This window comes from Achromobacter sp. F4_2707, assembly GCF_047501535.1.
Taxonomy (GTDB): domain Bacteria; phylum Pseudomonadota; class Gammaproteobacteria; order Burkholderiales; family Burkholderiaceae_B; genus Yanghanlia.
Genome location: NZ_JAZDRJ010000003.1, coordinates 148,790 through 169,144 on the forward strand (window position 1 = coordinate 148,790; position 20,355 = coordinate 169,144).

The 20,355-nt window shown below is 58.6% G+C and carries 18 protein-coding genes; 12 read left to right on the forward strand and 6 right to left on the reverse strand.

Annotated features, from left to right (window positions below):
• Positions 1–46: 46 nt before the first annotated feature.
• Positions 47–292 carry a cold-shock protein gene (locus VRY85_RS04360; protein WP_414597381.1) on the reverse strand — a complete coding sequence of 82 codons (246 nt, stop codon included), beginning with the start codon at positions 290–292 and terminating at the stop codon, positions 47–49.
• Positions 293–452: 160 nt separating this feature from the next.
• On the opposite strand from VRY85_RS04360, the gene clpS reads away from it, so the two are divergent.
• The 10 genes from clpS (at position 453) to VRY85_RS04410 (ending at position 11,917) form a co-directional block, all read left to right on the forward strand.
• On the forward strand, positions 453–779 hold the full coding sequence (gene clpS, locus VRY85_RS04365) for an ATP-dependent Clp protease adapter ClpS (protein ID WP_414597382.1): 327 nt from the start codon (positions 453–455) through the stop codon (positions 777–779).
• A 210-nt stretch (positions 780–989) separates the two neighbouring features.
• Positions 990–3,272 carry an ATP-dependent Clp protease ATP-binding subunit ClpA gene (gene clpA / locus VRY85_RS04370; RefSeq protein WP_414597496.1) on the forward strand — a complete coding sequence of 761 codons (2,283 nt, stop codon included), beginning with the start codon at positions 990–992 and terminating at the stop codon, positions 3,270–3,272.
• Positions 3,272–4,546, forward strand: coding sequence for a paraquat-inducible protein A (locus VRY85_RS04375; RefSeq protein ID WP_414597383.1), 1,275 nt, complete (start codon positions 3,272–3,274; stop codon positions 4,544–4,546). Before clpA ends, VRY85_RS04375 begins: the two co-directional genes overlap by 1 nt.
• The gene (locus VRY85_RS04380; RefSeq protein WP_414597384.1) at positions 4,546–6,222 is read left to right on the forward strand and encodes an intermembrane transport protein PqiB; all 1,677 of its coding nucleotides are present in this window, start codon (positions 4,546–4,548) and stop codon (positions 6,220–6,222) included. The genes VRY85_RS04375 and VRY85_RS04380 overlap by 1 nt, the downstream gene beginning before the upstream one ends.
• A complete protein-coding gene (locus VRY85_RS04385) occupies positions 6,219–6,908 on the forward strand; it encodes a membrane integrity-associated transporter subunit PqiC (protein ID WP_414597385.1) in 690 nt (229 codons plus the stop codon). Before VRY85_RS04380 ends, VRY85_RS04385 begins: the two co-directional genes overlap by 4 nt.
• Positions 6,909–7,028: 120 nt before the next feature.
• Complete coding sequence (locus VRY85_RS04390; protein ID WP_414597386.1) at positions 7,029–8,189, forward strand: branched-chain amino acid ABC transporter substrate-binding protein; 1,161 nt, start codon at positions 7,029–7,031, stop codon at positions 8,187–8,189.
• 101 nt (positions 8,190–8,290) lie between these two features.
• A complete protein-coding gene (locus tag VRY85_RS04395; protein ID WP_414597387.1) occupies positions 8,291–9,223 on the forward strand; it encodes a branched-chain amino acid ABC transporter permease in 933 nt (310 codons plus the stop codon).
• Positions 9,220–10,308, forward strand: a complete 1,089-nt coding sequence (locus VRY85_RS04400) for an ABC transporter permease subunit (protein ID WP_414597388.1) — start codon at positions 9,220–9,222, stop codon at positions 10,306–10,308. Before VRY85_RS04395 ends, VRY85_RS04400 begins: the two co-directional genes overlap by 4 nt.
• A 32-nt stretch (positions 10,309–10,340) precedes the next feature.
• Complete coding sequence (locus VRY85_RS04405) at positions 10,341–11,177, forward strand: ABC transporter ATP-binding protein (protein WP_414597497.1); 837 nt, start codon at positions 10,341–10,343, stop codon at positions 11,175–11,177.
• Positions 11,174–11,917, forward strand: coding sequence for an ABC transporter ATP-binding protein (locus VRY85_RS04410; RefSeq protein WP_414597389.1), 744 nt, complete (start codon positions 11,174–11,176; stop codon positions 11,915–11,917). The genes VRY85_RS04405 and VRY85_RS04410 overlap by 4 nt, the downstream gene beginning before the upstream one ends.
• 164 nt (positions 11,918–12,081) lie before the next feature.
• On the opposite strand, the gene dut is transcribed toward VRY85_RS04410, so the two are convergent.
• Genes dut through VRY85_RS04435 form a run of 5 tightly spaced genes read right to left on the reverse strand, consistent with a single transcriptional unit; the run spans position 12,082 to position 18,084 of the window.
• The gene (gene dut / locus VRY85_RS04415) at positions 12,082–12,531 is read right to left on the reverse strand and encodes a dUTP diphosphatase (protein ID WP_414597390.1); all 450 of its coding nucleotides are present in this window, start codon (positions 12,529–12,531) and stop codon (positions 12,082–12,084) included.
• 7 nt (positions 12,532–12,538) lie between these two features.
• Positions 12,539–13,738, reverse strand: a complete 1,200-nt coding sequence (gene coaBC / locus VRY85_RS04420; protein ID WP_414597391.1) for a bifunctional phosphopantothenoylcysteine decarboxylase/phosphopantothenate--cysteine ligase CoaBC — start codon at positions 13,736–13,738, stop codon at positions 12,539–12,541.
• A gap of 9 nt (positions 13,739–13,747) precedes the next feature.
• Complete coding sequence (gene lspA, locus VRY85_RS04425; RefSeq protein ID WP_414597392.1) at positions 13,748–14,296, reverse strand: signal peptidase II; 549 nt, start codon at positions 14,294–14,296, stop codon at positions 13,748–13,750.
• Complete coding sequence (ileS, locus tag VRY85_RS04430) at positions 14,289–17,129, reverse strand: isoleucine--tRNA ligase (protein ID WP_414597393.1); 2,841 nt, start codon at positions 17,127–17,129, stop codon at positions 14,289–14,291. The genes lspA and ileS overlap by 8 nt, the downstream gene beginning before the upstream one ends.
• Positions 17,119–18,084 carry a bifunctional riboflavin kinase/FAD synthetase gene (locus VRY85_RS04435; RefSeq protein WP_414597394.1) on the reverse strand — a complete coding sequence of 322 codons (966 nt, stop codon included), beginning with the start codon at positions 18,082–18,084 and terminating at the stop codon, positions 17,119–17,121. Before VRY85_RS04435 ends, ileS begins: the two co-directional genes overlap by 11 nt.
• 44 nt (positions 18,085–18,128) lie before the next feature.
• On the opposite strand from VRY85_RS04435, the gene purN reads away from it, so the two are divergent.
• Positions 18,129–18,821: a phosphoribosylglycinamide formyltransferase gene (gene purN, locus VRY85_RS04440; protein WP_414597395.1), complete on the forward strand. Its 693-nt coding sequence runs from the start codon at positions 18,129–18,131 to the stop codon at positions 18,819–18,821.
• Positions 18,822–19,081: 260 nt separating this feature from the next.
• Positions 19,082–20,251: an RsmB/NOP family class I SAM-dependent RNA methyltransferase gene (locus VRY85_RS04445; RefSeq protein WP_414597498.1), complete on the forward strand. Its 1,170-nt coding sequence runs from the start codon at positions 19,082–19,084 to the stop codon at positions 20,249–20,251.
• Positions 20,252–20,355 lie beyond the last annotated feature (104 nt).

Here is a 20,355-nt window from a genome sequence, read left to right on the forward strand (position 1 = left end):
AAGTGTATAAGCGCAGCTCGGCGCCCGGTAGGTTGAGCGTGAGAAGTCAGCCCGCGGTAATATTGAGTGCTTGCTTGCCTTTCGGTCCTTGGGCAATCTCGAATTCGACTTTCTGACCTTCTTTGAGCGTCTTGAAGCCGTTCATCTGGATGGAAGAAAAATGTGCAAAAAGGTCTTCGCCCCCGTTATCGGGAGTGATGAAGCCAAACCCTTTAGCGTCGTTGAACCATTTAACGGTTCCTGTCAGCTTTTGAACATCCCCGGGCGTGGAGGTGGCGATTGAATCAGACATGCGAACTGCCCTCAACTTTTGTGTATTGGATTGATACTTACTACATCGGGTAAGCTTCACCCGAGAATTCTGGCATGCAACATTTACAAAAGCACTCAGAATCAGCCAATGATGCGCACACGCGCAAATGACGTCAACTATCGGAAACACTAGTATTGTCATGGGGACTCAGGTCGCACCCAAACAGAATACGGCGGTGAAGCGCAAGCCGGCACGGTTGTCGCCGCCGCCCATGTATCAGGTCGTGCTGTTGAACGACGATTACACGCCGATGGATTTCGTGGTCGTGGTGGTTCAGCACGTATTTGGCAAGTCGCTTGAAGAAGCATCGCGCATTATGCTGCGCGTCCACCATGAAGGTAGAGGGGTCGTAGGGGTTTATACCCGGGACATTGCTGCCACGCGTGTTGACTCAGTCATGCAACTGGCGCGTATCAACCAACACCCCCTGCAATGCATCATGGAACCGGTGCCGCCGGCCGACTAATGGAAAGCAGTGGCCGCACAAGGCGGCAAAGTGCGGGTATAGTAAAGTCGTTATGTGGCGCAGGGAGTTGGCGCCACAGCGTTCAGACATTGGCGATACGCAAGCTCGATTTAGTCATAGAATAAGAACAGGGATTTGTCGAATTTGTTTGTCCCGCTCCGATATGATGGAGGTAGCGTGATCTCCGAAGAACTTGAAGTCAGCCTGCACATGGCTTTTGTCGAGGCCCGTACGGCCCGGCACGAATTTATTACCGTCGAGCACTTGCTCCTTTCCCTTCTGGACAATGCTGCGGCCAGCGAAGTGTTGCGCGCTTGTTCCGCCAACCTCGATGTTCTGCGTCAGGATCTTCGCAAGTTCATCGCTGAGAACACCCCGGTATTCCCTGGCGATGAAGATGTCGATACCCAGCCGACCCTGGGCTTTCAGCGTGTGATCCAGCGTGCCATCATGCATGTGTCCTCTGGGAATTCCCATAAAAACATGGTGACCGGCGCTAACGTTCTGGTAGCCATGTATGGCGAAAAGGATTCCCATGCGGTTTACTTTTTGCAGCAGCAAGGGGTCACTCGTCTTGATGTGGTGAACTATCTCTCGCATGGCATCACCAAAACGCCTGAAGAGCCCCCCGTCGAACAGCCGAAGGCACAACCCGTGGAAGAAGCCAAATCTGATCAGCAGAAGTCTCCCCTGGAGCTTTACGCCACAGATCTCAACGCTGAAGCCCGCCAGGGGCGGATCGATCCGCTGATTGGCCGCGAACACGAGGTCGAGCGTGTCATTCAGGTGCTATGCCGCCGCCGCAAGAACAACCCCTTGCTGGTGGGCGAGGCCGGTGTGGGTAAAACCGCCATCGCTGAAGGCTTGGCATGGCGCATTACGCGCAACGATGTGCCGGAAATTCTGGCCGACGCTCAGGTCTATGCGCTCGATATGGGCGCTTTGCTGGCAGGCACCAAATACCGGGGCGATTTCGAACAGCGCCTTAAAGCGGTGCTCAAATGCCTGAAAGACAACACCAATGCGGTGTTGTTCATCGACGAAATCCACACGTTGATTGGTGCGGGTTCGGCTTCGGGCGGCACGCTCGATGCCTCCAACCTGCTCAAGCCCGCCTTGTCCTCCGGGCAACTCAAATGCATGGGGGCCACCACCTATAACGAATATCGCGGCATCTTCGAAAAAGATCACGCGCTATCGCGCCGCTTCCAGAAAATCGATGTTCCCGAGCCCTCTGTGGAGCAGACCATCCAAATTCTGCGTGGCCTGAAAAGCCACTTCGAAGCGCACCATGGTGTGCGTTATTCGGCAGCGGCTATTACGGCGGCGGCAGAACTGGCTGCGCGCCACATTAACGATCGTTTCCTGCCCGATAAAGCCATTGATGTCATTGACGAGGCCGGCGCAGCACAGCGCCTGATGCCTGCCTCTCGCCGTAAAAAGTTAATTGGCAAGGCAGACATCCAGGCCACCGTGGCGAAAATCGCCCGTATCCCGCCGCAAAGCGTGTCTACCGACGACCGCAACAAGCTGGCTACGCTGGAACGCGACCTCAAAACCGTGGTGTTTGGCCAGGATTCCGCCATCGAAGCACTGGCGGCTTCCATCAAAATGGCGCGCTCCGGCCTGGGCCGCCCAGACAAACCCATTGGCTCATTCCTGTTTTCCGGGCCAACAGGGGTGGGTAAAACCGAAGTCGCCAAGCAGTTGGCGTTTGTGCTGGGTGTCGAGCTGCTGCGTTTCGATATGTCCGAATACATGGAACGCCATACGGTGTCGCGTCTTATCGGTGCGCCGCCCGGTTACGTGGGCTTCGATCAAGGCGGCTTGCTGACGGAAGCCGTCACCAAGCAGCCTCACAGTGTGTTGCTGCTCGATGAAATCGAAAAAGCCCACCCGGATGTCTTCAACATCCTGCTGCAGGTTATGGATCACGGCACGCTTACCGACAACAACGGGCGCAAGGCCGATTTCCGCAACGTCATTCTCGTGATGACAACCAACGCAGGGGCGCAAGAGCTCAACCGCAACACCATCGGTTTTGCGGCGCCCGCCACGGCAGGCGACGAAATGGCTGAAATCAAGCGCATGTTCACGCCTGAATTCCGCAACCGGCTCGACGCTATCATCGGCTTTACGCCGCTGTCGCGCGATGTCATCTTGCGGGTGGTCGATAAATTCCTGCTGCAGCTGGAAAACCAACTGCATGAAAAACGGGTTGAAGTCACGTTTACCGACGCCTTGCGCGACCACCTTGCCAAAGAAGGGTTCGATCCCACCATGGGCGCGCGTCCCATGCAGCGCCTTATCCAGGACACAATCCGCCGAGCGCTGGCCGACGAACTCCTGTTTGGCAGGTTGGTGGATGGCGGCCACGTCGAAGTCGGGCTGGACGACGCCGGTCAGGTGAAGCTGACCTTCCCAGACGACAAGGGCCAGGGCAACGACCACGACCCGGCTCCGTCTCGCCCGGAACCCGAACTGGTTGACTAATGTCCGCCATTCCGGGTGAAGCGCAGGCGACACGGCCCGGCCTGGTCGCCTGCCGACATTGCGATACCCTCCATGCCGCCGTGGCCGTCGAGCCCGGCGGCATGGCTGTTTGTAGCCGTTGTGGTTATATCTTGCTGCGGCAAAGCCGTTTCTCCCTGAGCTTTTGGTCCGGGCTGACCGCTGCCGCGCTGGTGATATTCATCATCGCCAACGGGTTTCCCATTGCCCATGTTTCCATGTTGGGTAAAACCGTGCATGCCAGTTTTGTGGGGGCATTGTGGCTGAGTTGGGAGAACGGCCACCATATTCTTGCCGTCATGACCGGGTTAGTGGGCTTCTGGCTGCCCCTCACACAATTGTGTTTTCTGTTCTGGGCGCTGGGTTGCCTGCGCAAGGGCGATTTACCGCCGGACTTCCGCGTGGCCATGCGCATTTACCACGCCGTGGGGCCGTGGAGCATGGTGCCGGTGCTGATGCTGGGCATCATCGTTGCTATTGTGAAATTCGCTGGCCTTGCCAGCTTGCAACCGGGGCCGGGCATTTGGGCCTTCGGGATTCTCACTTTTATGCTGACGGCGCTCAGCAGGCTGGATAGCGAACGCTTGTGGCGCTATGCCGAAGAGGCCGGGCTGGCGCCGCTCAGTCGCGATAACGGCTTGTCACCAGAAGCTATGGTGGCGTGTCCGGTTTGCGGCTATGTGCAAGAAAGGAAGGCGGTGGCGGAAACAGGATGCTGTGGGCGCTGCGGTAGCCGTGTTCACAAGCGTCGGCCCAATATGGAAGCGCGCGTATGGGCGTTTGTTGTTGCTGCAGCGGTGGTTTACATTCCGGCCAATGTACTGCCTATGATGGAGATCCGCAGTTTGATGGGAAGCAGTACGCATACGATTCTGGGCGGCGTGGTAGAGCTTTGGCGATTAGGCTCCTGGGATCTCGCCCTCATCGTCTTTGCCGCCAGCGTCGTTGTACCGATCACCAAACTGGTGGCACTGGTAACGCTGATGCTGGCCCGCCGCTGGAAGGGCGAACGCCAGCAACGCCAGCGTACGCGCTTGTATGAGCTGGTCGAATTTATCGGCCAGTGGTCCATGTTGGATGTCTTTGTCGTCATACTGATGGCTGCACTGGCCAATTTTCCAGGCATGTCGCAGGTGATTGCAGGCCCGGCAGCGGCCAGCTTCGGCATGGTGGTCGTTCTGACCATGTTGGCGGCCATGAGTTATGATCCGCGCAAAGGCTGGGATCAAGAATCGGCACCCGGCGGAAGCGACTGATGACAGACAGCAAAGAAAAAGATGCAAAAGCAGTAGAAGCAGCGCAACCCCCAGCAGCCATTGCGCGCCCGCGGCCTGAAGTGCGCTCGCGCAAAACGCAGCGGATTTCATGGATATGGCTGGTTCCGCTGTTGGCGGTTATTGTCGGTGCAGGCTTGCTGGCAAAAGACTGGATGGCCACCGGGCCCACCATCACGATATCGTTTGAGTCTGCTGAAGGTATAGAGGTAGGCCAGACCCGCGTACGTTACAAAGATGTGGCCATTGGCGTTGTGACGGATGTCAGGGTTGATCACGAAAATGGCCGCGTACTGGTAAAAGCCCAACTTAACCGCGATGGCGCCGACTACATCACTCAGCCCGAATCCCGTTTCTGGGTGGTCAGGCCGCGTCTTGCCATCAGTGGAGTATCCGGCTTGGGGACTTTGCTGTCTGGGGTATATATCGCGGTCGATACGCCTTCCTCGTCCGGAGCGCAGGATAAGGCGGTGTATAGCTTTAAAGGCTTAGAGTCCCCCCCGGAAATCAGCAGTGAGCGGCCTGGGTCACGCTATACGCTTAGGTCTGAAGACCTTGGTTGGCTGGATATCGGCTCGCCGGTTTACTATCGCCGCATTCAGGTGGGGCAGGTGATTGGCTACGACCTCGATGCGAACGGCGATGCCGTCAATGTGCATATTTTTGTCGATGCACCGCACGATAACTTTGTGACGACCGACGCCCGTTTCTGGAACGCCAGCGGTGTAAACGTCTCGCTTGATGCAGAAGGTTTCTCCGTGCAAACAGGTTCCATGGCCTCCATTCTGGCCGGCGGGGTGGCGTTTTCACCGGCAGACGAGTTCGATATCCAGGCGGCTGAGCCGAATTCCACTTTCTATCTGCATGCCTCACAAGATCAGGCCATGGCGGACCCAGACGGGGAGCCCATGTTGATCGATTTCCGTTTCTACCATACGGTGCGCGGCCTCAAGGTGGGAGCGCCTGTCGACTTCCGAGGCTTGGAACTGGGTAGTGTGGTGGATATCGACATGGAGTTCGACCGGGAACAGCGCCAGTTCTATGCTTTGGTGCGCGCCCGCATTTACCCCATGCGTTTCGGGCCCTTGTACGTGCACATGACAGAGGTCGAAAAAGACCCGCACATCGCGCGGGCTCGTCTACTGGAAAATATGGTGATGCGTGGCCTACGAGGGCAGATGCGCTCGGCTAATTTGCTGACCGGGCAGCAATATGTGGCGCTGGAATTCTTCCGTGATGCGGAAGCGGTGGCGTTCAATGGCACGGAATACCCGGTCGTGCTGCCCACGGTGACGGGTGATATGGACCGCTTACAACAGCAATTGGGCAGCATTGTCAGCAAGATTGATGCATTGCCGCTTGAAGAACTGGTGCAGGACGTGCGCGACACCTTGCAAAGTGCCACAGCGGTGTTGTCGGGCGTGGATGGCAAGGTGGCCCCGGAATTGGCGTCCACCTTGCAGGCCTTGCGTAAGACGCTGGCGGCAGTGGATGGGTTTGTAGAAGAGGGCACGGCCACTACCGGCGGGCTGGACGCAACCATGCGCGAATTGGCTGCTACGGCGCGGGCGCTACGCTTATTGGCTGATCAATTGCAGACACAGCCGAGTTCGTTGATAAGAGGGGCGCCTCGCGATCGGCTGGAGGTTTCACCATGAGATTCTTACTGTTGAGTGTGGCTGTTTTCTTGGCAGGCTGTGCGACACAAGCGCCGCACTATTATGCGTTGCAAGCGCCAGCGCTGGCGTTTTCAGGGCAAGTGTCGTCTGGCCAGGCGCCGGCAGGTCAGGAGTCGCCACGGCAGGCGCAACCCCTGAGGACGGATTACGTCATCAAAGTGCAGCCTGTGTTGATTCCAGAACAGCTGGCACGCCCGCAGATTGTGATTTCCACGGCGGAAAGCCCGGAAGTCATGCCCTTGAACGCCGCACTATGGGCGGGCCCATTGGAAGCGCAGATTCGCGAAACCTTGGGTGCGGCGCTGGCAAGCAGGCTGAATGTGCTGGATGTCAGCGCATCGGAGTTTTCTACTGAAGCGCCTGTTTGGCAGATCTATTTTGATTTCCAGCGGTTTGATTCCATTTATGGGCAAGCCATACGCCAGGATGCGGTGTGGCGCACGGCGCCGCTGGGCATGGCGTCGGGGGTGAAAGGGCAAGTGTGTTCCGCGCAGCTGACTCTGCCGGTGGGCGAGGGCATGGGGGCATTGGTGGCCGGTCATCGCCAAGCCTTAGAGCATCTGGCGGGCTTGGTCGCGCAGACTTTGCCTTGGCCGCAGCCGGCATCAGCGCCTGCTGCCAGCAACCTGCCACAAGGGCTGATATTCCGCGGCTGCGTAAGCTGAAACACCGTTTTCCTAGGGTTACAACTGATATAGGTCGGCCTGCAACATCTGTTGTAATGCTTACCTATGCTCGTGGGATCATCCACGGCACACAATATCCAGAAAACGGAGAAGACACACATGCGAATCAGCAACGGATTCAAGCTGTTGGCCGCAACGGCCGCTACCCTGGCCGTTTTCACCGCCGCACCGGTCGCTACCGCGGCTGAGCAGGTCGTGAAACTGGGTTTTGCAGCGCCGCTCACCGGCCCGCAATCTCACTATGGCGACGATATGCGCAACGGCTTGTTGCTTGCGCTCGAAGAAGCCAACGAACAAAAAATCGAGCTCAATGGGAAAACTGCCAAATTCGAGCTGGTCACCCGCGACGACCAGGCTGACCCCCGTACTGCCGTGCAGGTAGCGCAACAGATTGTGGACGAAGGCGTGCAAGGGGTGTTGGGCCACTTTAACTCCGGCACCACCATTCCGGCTTCCAGCGTTTATCACGACGAAGGCCTGCCGCAGATCGCCATGGCCACTTCGCCTGAATACACGGCCCAAGGCTTTAACACCACTTTCCGTATGATGACCAGCGACACGCAGCAGGGCGCGGCGGCAGGTGAATTCATTGTGAAAGATCTCGGCGGGAAAACCGTTGCGCTGATCGACGATCGCACTGCCTACGGTCAGGGCTTGGCCGACCAAGTCGCCAAAGCCGTGGAAGCCCATGGCGGCCAAATTGTGGCGCGTGAATACACAACCGACAAAGCCAACGATTTCACGGCCATCCTTACCAATATCAAGTCTAAAAACCCTGACGTCGTCTTCTTCGGCGGCCTGGATGCACAATCCGGCCCCATGCGGCGGCAAATGGTCACGCTTGGTATTGAGGCCCCTCTGATGTCCGGCGAAATGACGCGTAGCGAAACCTTCCTCAAGCTGGCCGGTGAAGCCGCTGAAGGCACTTACGCGTCTTTGGCCGGCGTGCCTTTGCAGCAAATGGCGGCCGGCACTAAGTTCGAAGAGGCCTATAAAGCCCGTTTTAACCAGAACCCGGGTGTGTATGCGCCTTACGCCTACGATGGCGCCTGGAACATGGTTACGGCCATGAAGGAAGCCGGCTCTTCCAAGCCTGCGGATTATCTGCCCAAGTTGGCTGCCTTGCAGCGTTCCGGGGCCACCAGTGACAGCATCGCCTACGACGAAAACGGCGATCTCAAGGAGATTTCCGTCACCATCTACCAAGTCAAGAACGGCGCTTGGGAAATGGTTAAAACCATGGTCAGCAAGGCCAATTAATGCGTTTATCACCATGGGGCGCGCTTGGCCGTGCCCCGTGGTGACAGCATGCATACGAACTGGCTTTACGCCAGCCTCGCCTCATTACCTGGTTCCAGGGCATGGAAATTCTGCTTCAGCAATTAATTAACGGCGTGACGGTCGGCAGCGTCTACGCTTTAGTCGCGTTGGGTTATACGATGGTGTACGGCATCATCGGCCTTATCAATTTCGCCCATGGCGACGTTGTCATGATTGGCGCCATGGTTGCCACCACGCTGGTGGTAGCGTTTGTGGGCGGCGACCCGGGCGGCGTTTCTGCCTGGGTGGCCGTTATGGGCGCACTATTTCTGGCCATGCCGGTTTGCATGGCCATTGGTTGGACTGCCGAACGCTTCGCCTATCGGCCGCTGCGCCGCGCACCACGCTTGGCCGCGCTGATTACGGCTATTGGTATTTCCATCATTATCCAGAACGTCGCGATGATGATTTGGGGGCGCAATTACCTGAGCTTTCCGCACATTATCGAACCCATGGTGTTCCATATCGGCGACGCTCGCATCAGCCTGCTGCAAATCATCATTATTGGAGCGGCGGCCGGCATGATGGCCGCCTTGCTGCTGCTGGTGCATCGTACTCGCCTAGGAACCGCCATGCGGGCCACGGCGCAGAACCGCGAAGTGGCAGGGCTGATGGGGGTCAACATCAATACGGTGATTTCCGCCGCGTTCGTCATTGGTTCGCTGTTGGCGGCGGTAGCGGGCGTGATGGTGGCTTCCTACTATGGCGTGGCGCAGTACACCATGGGCTTTATTCTCGGGCTGAAGGCGTTTACCGCCGCTGTACTGGGTGGCATTGGCAACCTGGCAGGCGCCATGTTGGGCGGGCTGCTGCTGGGCATTATTGAATCGCTGGGGGCGGGCTATATCGGCGACCTCACCGGCGGCTTCTTCGGCAGCAACTATCAGGATGTTTTCTCATTCATTGTGCTGATTCTGGTGTTGGTCTTCCGTCCATCCGGCTTGCTGGGTGAACGGGTGGGAGATCGCGCATGAGTTCACTGGTTTCCTCCAGCCGCCAGCCCATCTCGCCCAAAGTATGGCTCGGCATTGTGCTGTGCGGCGCCGTGCTGGCCGTACTACCGTTCTTGCTGGGTATGGCGGGGCAAAGCTGGATCCGCACACTGAACTTTGCCCTCATCTATGTCATGCTGGCTCTGGGCCTGAATATCGTGGTGGGCTTCGCCGGCTTGCTTGATTTGGGCTATATCGCCTTCTATGCCGTAGGGGCATATGTGTGGGCCATGCTGGCTTCTCCCCATTTTGGCTTGCACTTGCCATTTTGGGTGATACTGCCTGTTGGTTTTGTTATGGCCTCCATCGCCGGGGCGCTGCTGGGCGCGCCGACGCTTAAGTTGCGGGGCGATTACCTGGCCATTGTCACGCTGGGCTTTGGCGAGATTGTGCGCATCTTCCTCAATAATATGGATGCGCCGGTCAATATCACCAACGGGCCGCAAGGTATCAACCGCATCGACACTTTCAAAGTGGGCGATTTTCTCTTCGGGCGCAGCCAGGAGATCTTCGGGTTTCGCATTACCGGCCCGGAAAAATACTATTACTTGCTATTGGCGATCACGATTGTGATTGTCGTCATCTGTGTGCGTTTGCAGCATTCCCGCATTGGGCGTGCCTGGGAAGCCGTGCGCGAAGACGAAGTCGCGGCCAAGGCCATGGGCATTAATACCCGCAATATCAAACTGCTGGCCTTCGCCATGGGCGCGTCGTTTGGCGGTATTGCCGGCTGCCTGTTTGCCTCAATGCAAGGGTTTGTCAGCCCAGAAAGCTTCAGCCTGACTGAATCCATTATGGTGCTTTGCATGGTGGTTCTGGGGGGTATGGGGAATATCCCTGGGGTCATACTGGGGGCGTTACTGCTCTCGGTTTTCCCTGAACTATTGCGCGCCGTGGTCGTGCCCTTGCAGCAAACGCTGTTTGGCGAAGTCATTCTCGACCCTGAAGGCATACGCATGTTGTTGTTCGGCTTTGCGCTGGTTCTGGTCATGATTTTCCGGCCCGAAGGCTTATGGCCCTCGGCCTTACGCCGCCGAGAATTGCGCTCAGCCAAGGGGGCGGCATGAATCAGCCCATGGTCAACCGCGACAGAAGCTCCATGCCCGAGCTTTTGCTGGTCGTCAACAAACTCAGCAAACGCTTTGGCGGCTTGCAAGCGCTTTCTGACGTGAGCTTCAGCATTTGCAAGGGCGATATCTACGGGCTGATCGGGCCGAATGGTGCGGGCAAAACCACACTGTTCAATGTGCTCACCAGCCTGTACCAGCCCGAAATGGGCACAGCGAACTTCATGGGGCATCAGCTCACCAAGCTCAAGCCGCATGAAATCGCCCAAGTGGGCCTGGCCCGCACTTTTCAGAATATCCGTCTGTTCGCTAACGTCAGCGCCATTGAGAATGTGATGATCGGGCGCCATGTGCGCACCAAGGCCGGCGTGTTGGGCGCGGTGTTGCGTAATCGCGCCACGCTGGAAGAAGAGCGCGCCATCGAAGCGCGTGCCTACGAGTTATTGGAGTATGTAGGTATTGCCGAACGCGCGAATGATATCGCTCGCTCGCTTTCCTATGGTGACCAACGGCGGCTGGAGATTGCCCGCGCGCTGGCAACCGACCCAAAACTTCTGGCCTTGGATGAACCCGCTGCGGGGATGAACCCTTCAGAAACCGTGGTGCTGCGCAAGTTGATTGAAAAAATTCGCGACGACGGTGTAACGGTGCTGCTGATCGAACACGATATGAAGTTGGTGATGGGGCTGTGCAACCGGGTGCTCGTGCTGGAATACGGCCGCGTATTGGCCGAGGGCAAGCCGTCTGAGGTACAGCGTAACCCGCGTGTCATCGAGGCGTATCTGGGCAAGGGGGCTGCCGAACAAGGGGCTGCCGCCGTACCTCAGACCATGGCTGAAGCGCAGGAACAGAATGAGGAAGGGCAATGACGGGCGCAGTGACCCCCTTGCTTGAATTACGCGACCTGGATGTCGCATACGGTGGCATTAAGGCTGTGCGCGGCCTGAGCCTGGTCGTCAACCCGGGCGAGCTGGTGTGCTTGATTGGCGCGAATGGGGCGGGGAAAAGCACCACCTTGCGGGCGATTTGCGGCCTGGTGCCACATGCGGGGGGAGACATGCTCTACGATGGCCGCTCCATTGCCGGAGCGCCTTCTTACATGCTGGTTCGCCAGGGGCTGGTCATGGTGCCGGAAGGCCGGGGAATTTTCGGCCAGCTCACCATTGAAGAAAACCTCGCCATGGGGGCGTACAGCCGCCGCGATACGGAACAGATCGCCCGCGATACCGAACACGTGTTGGAGATTTTCCCGCGCCTGAAGGAAAGGCTGAAACAGTCTGCCGGAACCATGTCCGGCGGCGAACAGCAGATGCTGGCCATGGGCCGCGCCATGATTTCCCGGCCCCGGCTGCTACTGCTGGATGAACCTTCCATGGGCCTGGCCCCCATCATGGTGGAAAAAATCTTTGAGGTAGTCCGCACCATTGCCGACGAAGGCGTGACGATTCTGCTGATCGAACAGAACGCGCGGTTGGCGCTGGAAACCAGCCACCGGGGTTATGTGATGGAATCCGGCCGGATGATTCTGGAAGGGCCGTCAGCTCAGTTGCTGGACGACCCTAAAGTCCGGGCTTCTTATCTGGGTGAAGAAGAAATCGAATCAAGCTGAAAAGCGGCGCTGAACTAATGCGCAGCCGCTTGGTAGTGGATTTATCGGCCTGTCTCGGGAGACGCGCCGACCCAGGACATGTGAGCTGGCTGTCGGAGTACCAGCCGAATGTGGAAATGTCAGCCAGTCTGGGGAATTTCAGCCGGCCATCATGGGAAGATCCGTTAATTCCTGCCGGTGCTGCCAAAGCCGCCCGCACCCCGGCTGCTGTCTTCGAATTCATCAACGATGTCGAATTCCACCTGTTGAACGGGTACAACAACCAGTTGTGCCAAGCGCTCCATGGGTTCCAGCACAAAGGGCTCACTGCCACGGTTCCATGCCGACACCATGAGCGGGCCTTGGTAGTCGGAATCGATCAAACCCACCAAATTACCCAACACAATGCCGTGTTTATGGCCCAGCCCCGAGCGCGGCAGAATCATGGCGGCGTAGGCCGGGTCGGCGATATGAATGGATAAGCCCGTGGGGATGAGTTCCGTCGCACCCGGTTGCAGCGTCAGCGGGGCGTCGATGCAGGCGCGCAAATCTAACCCGGCCGACCCGCGTGTGGCATAGCTGGGCAAGTAATCGGTCATGCGCGGGTCAAGAATCTTCAGGGCGATGCGTCTCATGGGATGTTTACTTCCTTGGCAGGCGCTGGGCGATGGCACTGACCAGTGCGCGAGCAGCCTGTAGTTTAGGTTGAGGCGATAAGGCAGTTTGGCCGCGCTCTTCGAACAACACCATTTCAGTGAGTTCAGCGTCCATTACCTGTTGGGCCAGATTCCCCACCAGCAAGGGCACGCCTTTGCGGCGGCGCTTGGCTTCGGCATATTCGGCGAGGTTCTCGGTTTCGGCGGCAAAGCCTACGCACCAGGGGCCGTTTTCCATGGCAGCCACCTCGGCGAGGATGTCTGGGTTGGGGGCGAATTCCAGCTGCGGAGCGCCGCTACCCGAAGTCTTTTTAAGCTTCTGATCGCTGCTGTTCACCACATGCCAATCAGCGACGGCGGCTACGGAGATGAATACATCGCTGTTGGCGGCGTATTGCATGACGGCGGCGTGCATCTGCCGGGCGCTTTCCACATTGATGCGGGTGACCCCATAGGGGGTGGGCAAGGGCGTTGGGCCGCTGACCAATATCACTTCCGCGCCCGCTTCGTACGCGGCGCGTGCAATGGCATAGCCGGTTTTTCCAGAACTGCGGTTGGTGATGACCCGCACCGGGTCGATGCGTTCAGAGGTGGGACCGGCGGTAATCAGGACGCGCTGCCCGGCCAGTGTATTGGGCTGGAAGAAGGCAATGAGTTCGGCCAGTATTTGGTCGGGTTCCAGCATGCGCCCGCCACCCGTTTCGCCACACGCTTGTTCGCCTTCGGCGGGGCCGAGCAAGCGCACGCCGTCGCGTCGCAATTGCTCGGCATTTCGCTGAGTGGCGGGGTTCAACCACATTTCGCGATTCATGGCAGGCGCCACCAGCAAGGGGCAGTTGCCACGCGCCACGCACAGCGTGGAGAGTAGGTCGTCGGCCAAGCCATGCGCCAATTTGGCCATGAAGTCGGTGCTGGCCGGTGCGATGAGAATGGCGTCGGCCCCGCGTGTCAGGTTGATGTGCGCCATATTATTGGGCACGCGGGCATCCCATGGGTCCAGGTAGACCGGGCGCCCCGACAGCGCTTGCATGGTGACGGGGGTAATGAAGTGCGTGGCCGCCTCAGTCATGACCACATCAATGACGGCGCCTTGATCAATGGCGCGGCGGACAAATTCGGCGACCTTATAGCAGGCGATGCCGCCCGTCAGACCGAGCACAATGCGTTTATTGGCAAGTTCCAGCATGGTGACGACTCAAAGTTGAGCGCGTTGCCGCTTTTCGCGACGCCAGCGCAGGATTTCGTCCAAAACCAGCAGGATGGCGCCAAGCGTGATGGCGACATCCGCGACGTTGAACGCGGGGAAATACCTATCCTGCCAGTAGAACAGCAGAAAATCCACCACATGGCCATATAGTACGCGGTCGATGGCGTTGCCCAGTGCTCCTCCCAGAATGCAGGCCAGCGCGCCGCAAAACAGCTTTTGCTGCGGATACTTCCATAGCAAGCGGGCGATGATGACGGTGGCAGCCAGCGCGATTAGCGTGAAAAGCCAGCGTTGCCAGCCTTGGCCGTCGGCCAGGAAACTAAAGGCCGCCCCCGTGTTGTACAGCAGGGTGAAGTCAAAAAACGGCAGAATGTGCCAGCGTTCCCCATACTGCAACGCCGTATCAAACCAGACTTTGGTGGCTTGGTCCAAGCCGATAATGACGGCCGCCAACAGCCCCCAAGCCAGCACGGGGCGGCGGCTGGGGGCTACTTGCGTGACATCTGGTTGATCTTGGGCAGGGTGTTGTTCAGGCATGTTGACGCGGCTCGCCGTCGCCAAAGAGGTTGTCCGAACAGCGGCCACACAGCGTGGGGTGGTCGGCGTTTGAACCGACGTCGGCACGGTGGTGCCAGCAGCGCTCACATTTCTGCTCAGGGCTGGGTTGGACATCAATGCGGAGTGTGGCGTCGCTGCCCGCATGGACGGTGGCACGCGAAACAATCAGCACAAAGCGCAGATCGTCGCCCAGCGATTGCAGCCATTCAAGGTCGCGGCCTTGGGCATAGATGTCGATTTCCGCCGCCAGCGATGAGCCGACTTTGCCTGTTGCGCGAACATCTTCGATGCGGCGCATGACTTCGGCACGGATATCGCGCAGGCGCGCCCATTTTTCCTTCAAAGCCTGGGCATCGCCCTGTTCGGGGTAGGCGTGATAGGTTTCCGTGAAAATGGTGAGCGGCTGCGTATCGGCATGCAGGCACTTCCAGGCTTCTTCTGTAGTGAAGGACAGAATCGGCGCCATCAGCTTGAGCAGGCCATTGGTGATATGCCACAGGGCGGTCTGTGCCGAGCGCCTTGCCAGGCTGTCTGCTGCGGTGGTGTACAGGCGGTCTTTCAGGATGTCGAGATAGAAAGCGCCCAGGTCTTCGGAGCAGAACACCTGCAGACGCGCCACAGCCGGGTGGAATTCATACCTTTCGTACCACGCCTGCACGTCTTTTTGCATGGCGGCTGTCATGGCCAGCGCATAGCGGTCGATTTCGAACATCTCTTCCGGGGACACAGCCTGGGTGTTGATGTCGAAGTCGCTGACGTTGCCCAACAGGAACTTCAGCGTGTTGCGGATGCGGCGATAGCTTTCCACCACTCGGTCAAGAATGGTTTGGGAAATGGATAGTTCGCCGGAATAGTCGGTAGCGGCCGTCCAGAGGCGCAGAATTTCCGCGCCAAGTGAGTCGGAGACCTTTTGCGGAGCCACTACGTTGCCAACCGATTTACTCATTTTGCGGCCCTCGCCATCGACCACGAAACCGTGGGTCAGCAAGGCTTTGTAGGGCGGGCGGCCATAGAGCATGCAGCCAGTGAGCAGCGAGGAATGGAACCAGCCACGATGCTGGTCGGAGCCTTCCAGATAGAGGTCGGCGGGCCAGGTGAGTTCTTCGGCGTGCGAACCTTTAACGACCTGACCGCGGCCGCCCAGCACAGTGGCGTGGGTGGTGCCGGAGTCAAACCAGACATCCAGGGTGTCGCGGTTTTTTTCGTAGTGTTTGGCGTCTTCGCCCAGCAATTCAGCGGGGTCGAGCGACTGCCAGGCTTCAATGCCGTGCTGTTCAATACGTTGCGCCACCGCTTCCATCAGCTCAGGCGTGCGGGGGTGCAGCTCACCCGTTTCCTTGTGAACAAAGAACGCCATGGGCACGCCCCACTGGCGCTGACGCGACAGAGTCCAGTCCGGGCGGTTGGCGATCATGGCGTGCAGTCGCGCCTTACCCCAAGCGGGGTAGAAGGCGGTGTCCTCTACGCCTTGCAAGGCCATTTCGCGCAGGCTGGGGCCTTCGGAAGGCTTGCGGTCCATCCCCGCAAACCACTGGCTGGTGGCGCGGTAGATGACAGGAGTCTTGTGGCGCCAGCAGTGCATGTAGCTGTGGGACATCATTTCCACTTTCAGCAACGTGCCTGCCAGTTTCAGCGCTTCAACAATCAGCGGGTTGGCTTTCCAGATGGTGTGGCCGCCAAACAAGGGCAGGCTGTCGGCGTAGTGGCCGTCGCCTTTGACCGGGTTGATGATGTCGTCATCAGCCAGGCCATGTGCTTTGCAGGATACGAAGTCTTCCACCCCATAGGCGGGGGCGGAGTGCACCACGCCGGTGCCGGAATCCAGTGTCACGTAGTCGCCGCAGTAAATCGGCGATACACGGCGATAGCCTTCATGCGCCTCGTAAAGAGGGTGGCGGAACTCGACGTGGGAGAGCTTTTCGCCCATGGCCGTCGCGATGACTTCGCCTTTCAGGCCCCATTCTTCCAGGCAGGCTTCGACACGGTCTTTGGCCAGCAGCAACAGAGCGCCGGTTTCGCGAGGGGTTTCAAGGCGGACCAGCGCGTATTCGAATTCAGGGTGGACATTCAGCGCCTGGTTGGCGGGAATGGTCCAGGGCGTGGTGGTCCAGATTACTGCCGCGCCCGCTTCAACGTCGCTCACACCAAACGCTGCGGCGACTTTGGCGGGGTCGTTAAATGGGAAGGCGACATAGATGGAAGGGTCTTTGCGGTCGGCATATTCGACTTCGGCCTCGGCCAGGGCCGAGCCGCAATCGAAACACCAGTTCACGGGCTTAAGGCCACGGAATACAAAGCCTTTTTGCATAATGCGCGAAAGCGCGCGTAGCTCGTCGGCTTCATTGCTGTAGTTCATGGTGAGATAGGGGTTTTCCCAGTCTCCCAGAACGCCCAGGCGCTTGAATTCAGTGCGCTGATTGTCGATTTGTTCGTAAGCGTAGGCACGCGCCTTGGCCTGTACCTCGGCCACAGGCAGATTCTTGCCGTATTTCTTTTCAATCTGAATTTCGATGGGCATGCCGTGGCAGTCCCAGCCCGGCACATAAACCGCATCAAAGCCAGCCATATTGCGGCTCTTGACGATGATGTCTTTCAGAATCTTGTTAACGGCGTGGCCGATGTGAATGTTGCCGTTGGCATAGGGCGGGCCATCGTGCAGCACGAATTTAGGCCTTCCCTTACTGGCCTGCCTGATGGCTGCGTAAACTTTGTTTTCTTCCCACTCGGCGACCCAGCCGGGCTCGCGCTTGGCAAGGTTGCCGCGCATGGGAAATGGGGATTCAGGCAGGTTGAGGCTTTTTCTATAGTCCATGGAAGGCGAAGTATTCTCGGGCGCGCCGCGCGTCGTCATCAATGGCGGCGATCAGTGTGGGAAGATCTGGAAATTTTTCTTCATCGCGCAGGAAGCGGATGAATTCAACAGAGCTGAGTTTACCGTAAGCGTCAATATCGCAATCCAGCAAGTGGGTTTCCAGCACGCGGCGGCCTTGTTCAGTGACGGTGGGGCGCACGCCTAGGCTGGCCACACCCGGTAAGGGGGCAGGCCCCAGGCCGTGCACCCGCACAATGTAAACACCGTTACGTAAGGCGCTGTTTTCCGCTATGCGATGGTTGAGGGTGCGGTAACCGATGCTGCGGCCGATTTTCTGCCCGTGGCCCACATGGCCGCTCACGCAATAGCGATAACCAAGCAGGCTATGGGCGCGTTCCAAGTCGCCTTCGGCCAGCGCATGGCGCAACTCGGAACTCGATATGCGGCGGCCGCTATCGTCCGGGATATCGGCAATGGTTTCCACCGTGAAACCAAGCTGGCGGCCCATGCGCCGCAGCAGGTCAATGTCGCCGCTGCGCTTGTGGCCGTAGCGGAAGTCCTCGCCGACCAGCAGCCAGCGCGTGTTCAGCCCTTCAATCAGCAAGCGCTGGATGAAGTCTTCCGGCTTCATGCTAGACAGCTGGGTATCGAAGCGAGCCAAAACGATCTGCTGCATGCCAAACTGGTGCAACAGCTGGATTTTGTCGCGCAGTGAGCTGATCTGGGTTGGGGCGAGCTCGGGCTTGCCCGCACGCGCAGCGAAGAACGCGCGCGGGTGCGGGGCGAACGTCATGACAGTGGGCGCCATGCCATAGCCATCCGCATGCGCGCGAACGCGCTCCAGGATGGCTTGGTGGCCCAGATGTACGCCGTCAAAATTGCCAATCGTCACGGCGCTGGGGCGCTGTGTGTCGTGGCGAGGCAGGCGTCGATAGAGGTGGCAACTCGTTTTCACAGGCGGGAGTTTACAATTTTGCGACGCTTAACTCAGGAATTATCGTGGCCAACCTCGAAAATAGCCCTTGTCGCTTCGTCGTATTGATCTCAGGACGGGGCTCAAACATGCAAACCATCGTCAACACTATCGAGCAGCATAAGCTGCCCGCCCAAGTGTGTGCCGTTGTGTCCAACAGCGCGGATGCTGCGGGTTTGGCGTGGGCCGCCGAACGCGGCATCGCCACCCATGCCGTCCCGCATCGCGACTATGCAACACGTCAGGAATTTGACCAGGCGCTGGCGCAAGTGATTGATGCTTACAAGCCACACTATGTGTTGCTGGCCGGTTTCATGCGGGTGCTTACACCTGCTTTTGTGCAGCGCTATGAAGGGCGTTTATTGAATATACACCCCTCGCTGCTGCCTGCGTTCCCAGGGCTGCATACTCACCAGCAAGCTTTGAACATGGGCGTGCAGTGGCACGGCTGCACCGTGCATTTCGTGACAGCTGAGCTGGATCACGGCCCGATTGTTGCCCAGGGCATAGTGCCTGTGTTGGCGGATGACGACGCGGATGTGTTGGCTTCCCGCCTCTTGGCCGTTGAACACAAGCTGTACGCTGAAGTCGTGTGCTGGTTGGCTCAGGGGCGTGTATCCTTGGACCCAAATCAAATTGTGCGTGTGGCAGGGGTTGCCAGTCGCGCATTTCTGCCGGACGGCGCGCTGTTCAGTGAGCCTGGCAAGGAGCATTCATGACCACCCAAGTACCGCGCCCGCCGAAACGGGCGTCTTCAACGACGGCTGCCGCAGAGCGTCGGCGTGAAAAACCGGCACACCCGCAGCGTTCGGCGAAAAAGCCAGGGGCCGGCACTGCGCCAAGCCGGGGAGGCCGTGAGAGTCGCGCAGGCGCCGACCGGACTTACGTTCCCGCGATTGCGCGTATTGAGCAAGTGCGCAGCGTACTGGGTGAGATTTTGCAATGGCAACACCCCGCCGATCAGGTGCTGTCGCGCTGGATGCGCAGTCATTCCAAAATGGGCGTGCGAGACCGCGCTGAAGTGACCGAAGCCGTATTCAATGTGTTGCGCCACTTGCGGCTTTACCGCAATCTTGCAGAAAGCGGTAGCGGCGCGGCGGCGCGGCGTCTTGCGATTCTAGGCCTTGACGCCACACTGCCCGACGACTTCCTCAAGCCTGGTTTGGAAGCGCAGGAGCACGCTTGGTTGGAGCACATTCGCCGCATTGATCGGCAGGCTATGCCGCGGGCGATACGCGAAAGCCTGCCTGACTGGCTGGACGAAAAACTGGCGGCATTGCCAGACAGCGATAGTTTGGTTGCGGCTTTAAACCAGCCCGCGCCGCTGGATATCCGCGTCAACCCGCTGAAGGTTACCCGCGAAGAGGTAATGGCCGGCTTTCTCAGTGGCCCGGCAGCGCGCTTTGAGCCGCAAGCCACCCCCTACAGCCCCTGGGGCATCCGCTTCAAAGGCCGGCCTTCGGTGTCGCGTTGGCCGCAGTTCGAGAAGGGCGAAATCGAGGTTCAGGATGAAGGCAGCCAGATTCTGGTGTCGCTGATGGCGCCCAAACGCGGCGAGATGATTATCGACTTCTGCGCCGGGGCAGGGGGTAAGACTTTGTTGTTGGGTGCGCTGATGCGATCCACCGGCAGGCTGTATGCCTTTGATATTTCCCAGGCGCGCCTGGCACGGGCCAAACCGCGTTTTGCGCGTAGCGGCTTGTCGAATATTGTGCCAGTGGTGATCGAACCTTCTACGGACCAACGAGTCAAACGGCTCAGGGGCAAGGCACAGCGCGTGCTGGTAGATGCACCATGTTCAGGTTTGGGTACCTTGCGTCGTAACCCTGACTTGAAATGGCGTCAGCACCCGGAAGCGTTGAACGAGTTTCAGCAGTTGCAGCAACGTATTCTGCGCGAGGCTTCCGCATGTGTGGCGCCGGGCGGGCGGCTGGTGTACGCAACGTGTTCTTTGTTACCGGAAGAAAACGAGCGGCAGGTGGAAGCCTTCTTACAAGCCAATGCCGACTTCGAGCTGCTGGATGCCCCAGCCATTGCCCGGGACCGCTGCCCAGGCTTGGATATGCAAGGGCCTTATCTGCAGTTGCGGCCTGACTTGCATGGCACCGATGGTTTCTTCGCTGCCGTGATGCAACGGCGTAAGTCGTAATAGGCTGTCACAGTTGAGTGGCATAGAGTGGTAATACCACTGTCCCTGGACGTCCATCCAGGGTAAAATTTTTAGGATTCTTACAAAACGGGGAACCGTACTTA

Bases quoted from the DNA above. Each gene is read 5' to 3' on its own strand.
- ileS (WP_414597393.1), bottom strand. From the start codon at position 17,129: ATGGACTATAGAAAAAGCCTCAACCTGCCTGAATCCCCATTTCCCATG.
- lspA (WP_414597392.1), bottom strand. From the start codon at position 14,296: ATGCCTGAACAACACCCTGCCCAAGATCAACCAGATGTCACGCAAGTA.
- VRY85_RS04380 (WP_414597384.1), top strand. From the start codon at position 4,546: ATGACAGACAGCAAAGAAAAAGATGCAAAAGCAGTAGAAGCAGCGCAA.
- VRY85_RS04360 (WP_414597381.1), bottom strand. From the start codon at position 292: ATGTCTGATTCAATCGCCACCTCCACGCCCGGGGATGTTCAAAAGCTG.
- VRY85_RS04385 (WP_414597385.1), top strand. From the start codon at position 6,219: ATGAGATTCTTACTGTTGAGTGTGGCTGTTTTCTTGGCAGGCTGTGCG.
- VRY85_RS04375 (WP_414597383.1), top strand. From the start codon at position 3,272: ATGTCCGCCATTCCGGGTGAAGCGCAGGCGACACGGCCCGGCCTGGTC.
- VRY85_RS04395 (WP_414597387.1), top strand. From the start codon at position 8,291: ATGGAAATTCTGCTTCAGCAATTAATTAACGGCGTGACGGTCGGCAGC.
- VRY85_RS04400 (WP_414597388.1), top strand. From the start codon at position 9,220: ATGAGTTCACTGGTTTCCTCCAGCCGCCAGCCCATCTCGCCCAAAGTA.
- VRY85_RS04390 (WP_414597386.1), top strand. From the start codon at position 7,029: ATGCGAATCAGCAACGGATTCAAGCTGTTGGCCGCAACGGCCGCTACC.
- clpA (WP_414597496.1), top strand. From the start codon at position 990: ATGGCTTTTGTCGAGGCCCGTACGGCCCGGCACGAATTTATTACCGTC.
- coaBC (WP_414597391.1), bottom strand. From the start codon at position 13,738: ATGCTGGAACTTGCCAATAAACGCATTGTGCTCGGTCTGACGGGCGGC.
- VRY85_RS04405 (WP_414597497.1), top strand. From the start codon at position 10,341: ATGCCCGAGCTTTTGCTGGTCGTCAACAAACTCAGCAAACGCTTTGGC.
- dut (WP_414597390.1), bottom strand. From the start codon at position 12,531: ATGAGACGCATCGCCCTGAAGATTCTTGACCCGCGCATGACCGATTAC.
- clpS (WP_414597382.1), top strand. From the start codon at position 453: ATGGGGACTCAGGTCGCACCCAAACAGAATACGGCGGTGAAGCGCAAG.
- VRY85_RS04410 (WP_414597389.1), top strand. From the start codon at position 11,174: ATGACGGGCGCAGTGACCCCCTTGCTTGAATTACGCGACCTGGATGTC.
- VRY85_RS04445 (WP_414597498.1), top strand. From the start codon at position 19,082: ATGCGCAGTCATTCCAAAATGGGCGTGCGAGACCGCGCTGAAGTGACC.